We start from the raw sequence: 6,128 nt of genomic DNA on the forward strand, positions 1-6,128 counted from the left end.
CACACTGGTGGTTTTGATTTTTTTCGCTCTGTTAAACGAAATGAACAGAGCATTTTATCTTGTAGAACAGTTCAGGCAATGACAAAAAAGTGCTGTTTTTACCCTTTAAAAGGTATAAAATAAATAAATCGGACATCAAGAAAGAATGGAAAGCGGGATTGATAGATGCAATCTTTTAAAATGTTATTAAGCTATTTAAAGCCTTATTGGTTATTTGCCATCATTGGGCCGCTGCTCATGTTTGTTGAGGTAGGCATGGATTTGCTTCAACCAACAATTATGCAGCATATGATTGACGATGGGATTGCAAATGGCGATACAAACTTGACGATTAATTTAGGTTTATTAATGCTGGGAACGGCGATTATCGGATTGATTGGCGGAATCGGCTGCTCTATATACAGCACTCGGGCAGCTGTGCATTTTTCAACTGATTTGCGCAAAGATGTTTTTCGGAAAATTGAGGGTTTCTCCAGTAAAAATGTGGATGCCTTTGGTACAGGCAAGCTCATTACGATTGTGACCAATGATATTACCTTGCTGCAAAGAGCAGTGATGATGACCTTGAAGATTTTCGTGCGTGGTCCCTTTCTTTTTATAGGAAGTATAGTGATTGTCTTTTTTACAGCAAGAGAGCTTTTTCCGATATTAGCAGTCGCGGTGCCGATTCTCTTTGTTATTATTGTTTATTTTACGAGAAAATCTGGCGTGCTATTTAAAAAGGTGCAGGAAGCGATTGATAGAGTAAATACGAGACTGCAAGAAAACTTGGCAGGGATGAGGGTTGTGAAAGCTTTTGGCAGACAAAGCTTTGAAAAGGGAAAATTTGCCGGGGCCAATAATGAATTAACAAAAGTGAATATTTCTGCCGAACAATTGCTTGCCTTAATGATGCCGATTCTATTATTTGTTGTCAATCTAGGGATGGTTGCAGCCTTATGGCTAGGTGTAGTTAAGGTAGATGAAGGGTCAATTAGCGTCGGTGTCATTCTAGCATTCATAAACTATATGACGATTATTATGAATGGTCTCATGTCGAGCAGCCATGTATTAATGATGATAACGCGCGCATTTCCGTCTGCAGATCGCATACAGGAGGTTTTATCCGCAGAAATTGATATAAAAGATGGAGCGGGTGGGATAACCCCAAAAATCAATGGTGATGTAACATTTCAAGATGTTTCATATAGTTATAGCAAAAATGGTGAATACGTGTTGAAGAATCTTACTTTCTCAGTGAAGCAGGGAGAGACATTAGGCATTATCGGTTCAACAGGAAGCGGGAAATCAACGCTGACAAAGCTCATTCCAAGACTTTATGATGCAGACCAAGGCAGAATACTAATTGATGGGATAGATATTCAAGACTATCGATTACAGGTTTTGCGAGCAGCGATAGGTGTAGTGACTCAGCGTGCTCTTCTTTTCTCTGGCACGATTCGGTCGAATATGCTTGATGGCAAAGCTGATGCCTTGGAGCAAGAGCTTATGGAAGCTGCTGATTCCTCGCGAGTGAGTGAGTTTAGCCTCAAGCTGGACGAAGGATTGTCCCATCCAGTTGCACAAGGGGGAAATAATTTGTCAGGCGGGCAAAAACAACGGATATCCATTGGCAGAGCATTTGTGCGCAAACCGGCAATTCTTGTTCTTGATGATTCCACATCAGCTGTAGATGCTTTATCAGAATCGGCGATTAATCAAGCATTAAGCAAAAATTATGAGGAGTCTACTAAAATCATTATTTCCTCAAAAATTTCTTCGATTAAACAAGCAGATCAAATTTTAGTTCTTGAGGATGGAGAGATTGCAGGAAAAGGCACACATGAAGAATTGATAAAGTTGAATGCTGTATATAGAGATACTTTTATCGCACAAGGGGGTACGGTCAAGTGAGTACTCAAAAAAGTCAAACAGGACAACAGCAAAAGACATTGAATTTTGGCCGTGGTCCGAGCCGATTTGGCGGACCTGTTGTGAAGCCGAAGGATCGAGTAGGTACGATAAAGCGAATATGGCACTATATGAAAAGGCAAAAGGGCGGTATGGTGCTTGCGATTTTGCTAGTAATGATTTCGACAGCTCTTAGCTTATTAGGTCCGTACTTAATTGGGAGAATAATGGATGATTATATTATTCCAAGGGATATAAACGGAACGATGAGATTGGCAGGGGTGCTTGCGGCTGTATATGCAGGGGCGGCAATTATTACTTGGCTGCAATCATACGTGATGGTCAGGGTTTCATTGAAAACGATTCAGCAGATGCGTCAGGATTTATTTAATCATTTTCAGCGATTATCTTTAAGCTTTTTTGATAAGCGTAAGCATGGTGAGCTTATGAGCCGAGTAACGAATGATATTGAAAATTTAAATGCAGCACTAAGCCAAAGCGTCGTTCAAATTTTTTCCTCTGTCTTAACGATTGCAGGTGTGGCCATTGCGATGCTGATGTTGAATTGGATGCTGGCTATTGTTACTTTGTTTGTGATTCCATTTATGTTTTATGCGACCAATAAAATAATTAAATACAGCAGCAGTAATTTTATTAAGAGACAGCGGGATTTAGGTGCGATGAATGGAACGGTTGAAGAGTCCATTTCCGGGCTGGAGATTATTACGCTATATGGCAAGGAAGAGGCGGTTTATGAGAGGTTTTCAGCTGAAAATGAGCGCCTGCGTAGCTCGGCAATGATGGCTGAAATCTCATCCGGCTTTCTTGGCCCAGTCAACAACTTTATTAATAACTTAGGGCTTGCACTGGTGATTTTTGCAGGAGCGGTTTTGACGATTAATGAAATGGCGACGATTGGTATCATAGCAGCATTTGTTACATATGCTCGCAGTTTTTACCGTCCGATTAATCAGATGTCGAATTTAATTAATACTTTTCAATCGGCGATTGCAGGAGCGGAGCGTGTGTTTGAGATAATGGATGAAAAGCCTGATATGGAAGATCATCCTCATGCTATCGAAGTGGCTGCGTTTACAGGAACTGTCAACTTTTCACATGTATCGTTTGCTTATGAAGATAAGCTTGTACTATCGGATATTCATTTTTCTGTGAAACCAGGTGAAACAGTTGCGTTAGTCGGTGCAACAGGTTCTGGAAAAACAACGATTATTAATTTATTGGCCAGGTTTTATGATGTGACGGCAGGTGAGGTTCAGATTGATGGAAGAAGGGTTCAAGATTACAGCATTCAATCACTTCGTTCAAAAGTTGGGATTGTCCTGCAGGAAACTTACTTATTTTCCGGAACAGTCATGGATAATATACGCTATGGCAGACTTGATGCGACAGATGATGAAGTGGTTGAAGCAGCGAAGCTTGCCTCAGCGGATGGATTTATTAAGCATCTTCCAGAGAAGTATAATACAAAGATTGATTCTGGCGGAGTGAATTTAAGCCAGGGACAAAAGCAGTTGATTGCGATTGCACGTGCAATGCTTGCGGAATCGGATATATTGATTTTGGATGAAGCGACATCCAGTATTGATACACGGACCGAGATTGAAATACAAAAGGGGCTGGCGAAGCTAACAGAAGGCAAAACGACGTTTATCATCGCCCACCGCCTCAAGACAATCGAACAAGCGGACACCATCCTCGTCATAAAAGATGGCAGCATTATCGAAAAAGGCAACCACCGCCAACTCCTGCAGCAGCATGGCATCTACCATGACATGTACAATCAGCAATTCACAATCTAAAGCACAACATTTTTTTAAAGGTTGTGCTTTTTAATGCGATATTGCAGATTTTGGCGGCTCATGCCGAGGGTTAGTGCGGTTTTGGTGATGTTGTGCTGGTTTTGGGTTAGTGCTGCTTTGATGAAGTTGTATTCGGCTTCTTCAAGGTATTGATTTAACGTTTTATTAACTAAAGCTGAAGAAGGACCATCATCCTGCTTGGTCCTGTTGACATCATGTCCATTATACAGGTTGCTATTTAAACTGCTGTCCTCCTCTGTCGCCGCTTTCTTTTGCCCCTCAATATTTTCAATCATATGAAGCTTGTGGCGATAGTGGATAGGGAGGTGGTGGAAGGTAATCGTATCCTCGTATTCAATTAAATTCATCGCCCCTTCGATGATATGCTCAAGCTCGCGGACATTGCCGGGCCACTCATGCTGCAATAATTTTTGCAGGACAAGTTCATCTACATTTTTCACATTCATGCCAAAGCGATCATTATACTTCTCAATAAAGAAATGAATCAGGTCGGGGATATCGCTCTGCCTTTCTCGTAAAGGAGGAATAAACAGGGAAACGACACCTAGCCGATAATATAAATCCTTTCGCAGCCGTCCGCTTGCAATCGCATCAATTGGATCTTCATTAATGGTCGCGATAATACGTACATCTATATTTTGATCTTTCGTATCGCCCACCCTGCGCACCGTTTTTTCCTGTAACACACGCAGCAGCTTTGCTTGCAGGGAAATATCCAAAGAGTTAATCTCATCAAGCAGAATTGTGCCGCCCTCCGCTTGTTCAAATAAACCAGGCCGCTCAATGGCGCCTGTGAATGCACCCTTCTTTGTTCCGAATAAAATCCCTTCAATTAAACTATCCGGAATCGCTGCACAGTTTTGCGAAATGAAAGGGCGGATGGCGCGATCGCTGCCATTATGAATACTTTGCGCAAACAATTCCTTTCCGGTTCCCGTATCGCCAATAATTAAAACGGAAGAGCTTGTCCTTGTTGCTCTCTTGCTTGCCTCAATCACATCAGCTATTTGCCGGCTCCTGCCGATAATGCTATCAAATGTATAACGCGCGTCTTCGCGATGATGGCGATTTTCCCTAATCAGCTTTTCCAGCCGGGTCACATCTCTGGCAATTTCCATTGCTCCGATCCGAGCTCGATTATGGACAATTGGAATGGTATGGTTGATTGTCGTAATTTCCTGTCCTTGATTATTATAGTATGTTTGTTTGGCATTCTCGATTTTAATTCCCTTTTGAACAGCTTCTAGCAATCGGCTGTCTTCATTATGTTCAAAGGAGAAAACCTCACGCAAACTTTTATCCAACACCTCTTCAACCTTCATGTCTTCGATCTCTGCCATTTTTCGATTGTATATCACTGTCTTGCCGTCACCATCTACAACATGAACGCCTGCGTCTATTTCATCCAATATCCTTTGGAAAAAGATATTCATTAATTCTGTATCATGTTTCTTTTCGGTCATCATCATTAGCTCCTAATCAAGAAATACATGTCTATATTATAATCGAATGCAATATTTTTTTGCATTGTGATGCAAAATTATTTTTCTTTTAGAAAAAAATATTTGCGCACAAAATAAGAAAAATACTGCAAATTCATATTTTTGATAATTGGCACGGTATTTGCAATAATAGATGCTGTAGGCATAAAAAAGAATGATTAGAAGTTTCAGATTGTTGGTTCACTTGGGAAAATATAATTATTTCTATATAGGGAGGAACGAAATCATGGTACAACCGTATAAGCACGAACCATTTACAGACTTTTCAATCGAGGAAAATAAAAATGCGTATTTAAAAGAGCTAGAAACTGTTAAGGGCTACCTAGGGCAGGATTATGACTTATTGATTGGCGGAGAACGCATTTCGACAGAAGAAAAAATTGTTTCCGTTAACCCTGCTAATAAAGAAGAAGTTATTGGCCGAGTGTCTAAAGCAACTCGTGACCACGCTGAACAAGCGATGCAAGCAGCTGTTGAAGCGTTCAAAACTTGGAGAAAAGTAAAGCCTGAAACACGTGCGGATGTGCTTTTCAAAGCGGCTGCTATTATCCGTCGCCGCAAGTTTGAATTCTCTGCATTGCTAACGAAAGAAGCGGGTAAACCTTGGAATGAAGCAGATGCTGATACAGCAGAAGCAATTGACTTCCTAGAATACTATGCTCGTCAAATCCTAGAAATCAAAGACGGTGTAAAAGTAAACAGCCGTCCAAATGAATATAACCGTTATGACTATATTCCATTAGGCGTTGGAATCATCATCTCTCCTTGGAACTTCCCGCTTGCAATCATGGCTGGTACAACTGTAGCAGCAATCGTTGCAGGTAATACAGTTCTATTAAAGCCAGCTTCTACAACGCCAATCGTTGCAGCGAAGTTCGTTGAAGTAATGGAAGAA

4 protein-coding genes are annotated in these 6,128 nt (G+C 41.0%); 3 read left to right on the forward strand and 1 reads right to left on the reverse strand.

Features of this window, described 5'->3' with window-relative positions:
• Positions 1–165 precede the first annotated feature (165 nt).
• Positions 166–1,893 (forward strand): ABC transporter ATP-binding protein, encoded by a 1,728-nt coding sequence (locus CWS20_RS26865; protein WP_066194887.1) that lies wholly within the window; start codon positions 166–168, stop codon positions 1,891–1,893.
• A gap of 128 nt (positions 1,894–2,021) precedes the next feature.
• Positions 2,022–3,710, forward strand: a complete 1,689-nt coding sequence (locus tag CWS20_RS26870; protein ID WP_101226458.1) for an ABC transporter ATP-binding protein — start codon at positions 2,022–2,024, stop codon at positions 3,708–3,710.
• 14 nt (positions 3,711–3,724) lie between these two features.
• On the opposite strand, the gene CWS20_RS26875 is transcribed toward CWS20_RS26870, so the two are convergent.
• Positions 3,725–5,197, reverse strand: coding sequence for a sigma-54 interaction domain-containing protein (locus CWS20_RS26875; RefSeq protein ID WP_066194888.1), 1,473 nt, complete (start codon positions 5,195–5,197; stop codon positions 3,725–3,727).
• Positions 5,198–5,459: 262 nt separating this feature from the next.
• Here CWS20_RS26875 and CWS20_RS26880 point away from each other — a divergent pair.
• Positions 5,460–6,128 (forward strand): aldehyde dehydrogenase family protein (locus tag CWS20_RS26880; RefSeq protein ID WP_142385431.1); only part of this gene is annotated, 669 nt, incomplete at its 3' end.

Source organism: Cytobacillus horneckiae, assembly GCF_002835735.1.
GTDB lineage: Bacteria > Bacillota > Bacilli > Bacillales > Cytobacillaceae > Cytobacillus > Cytobacillus horneckiae.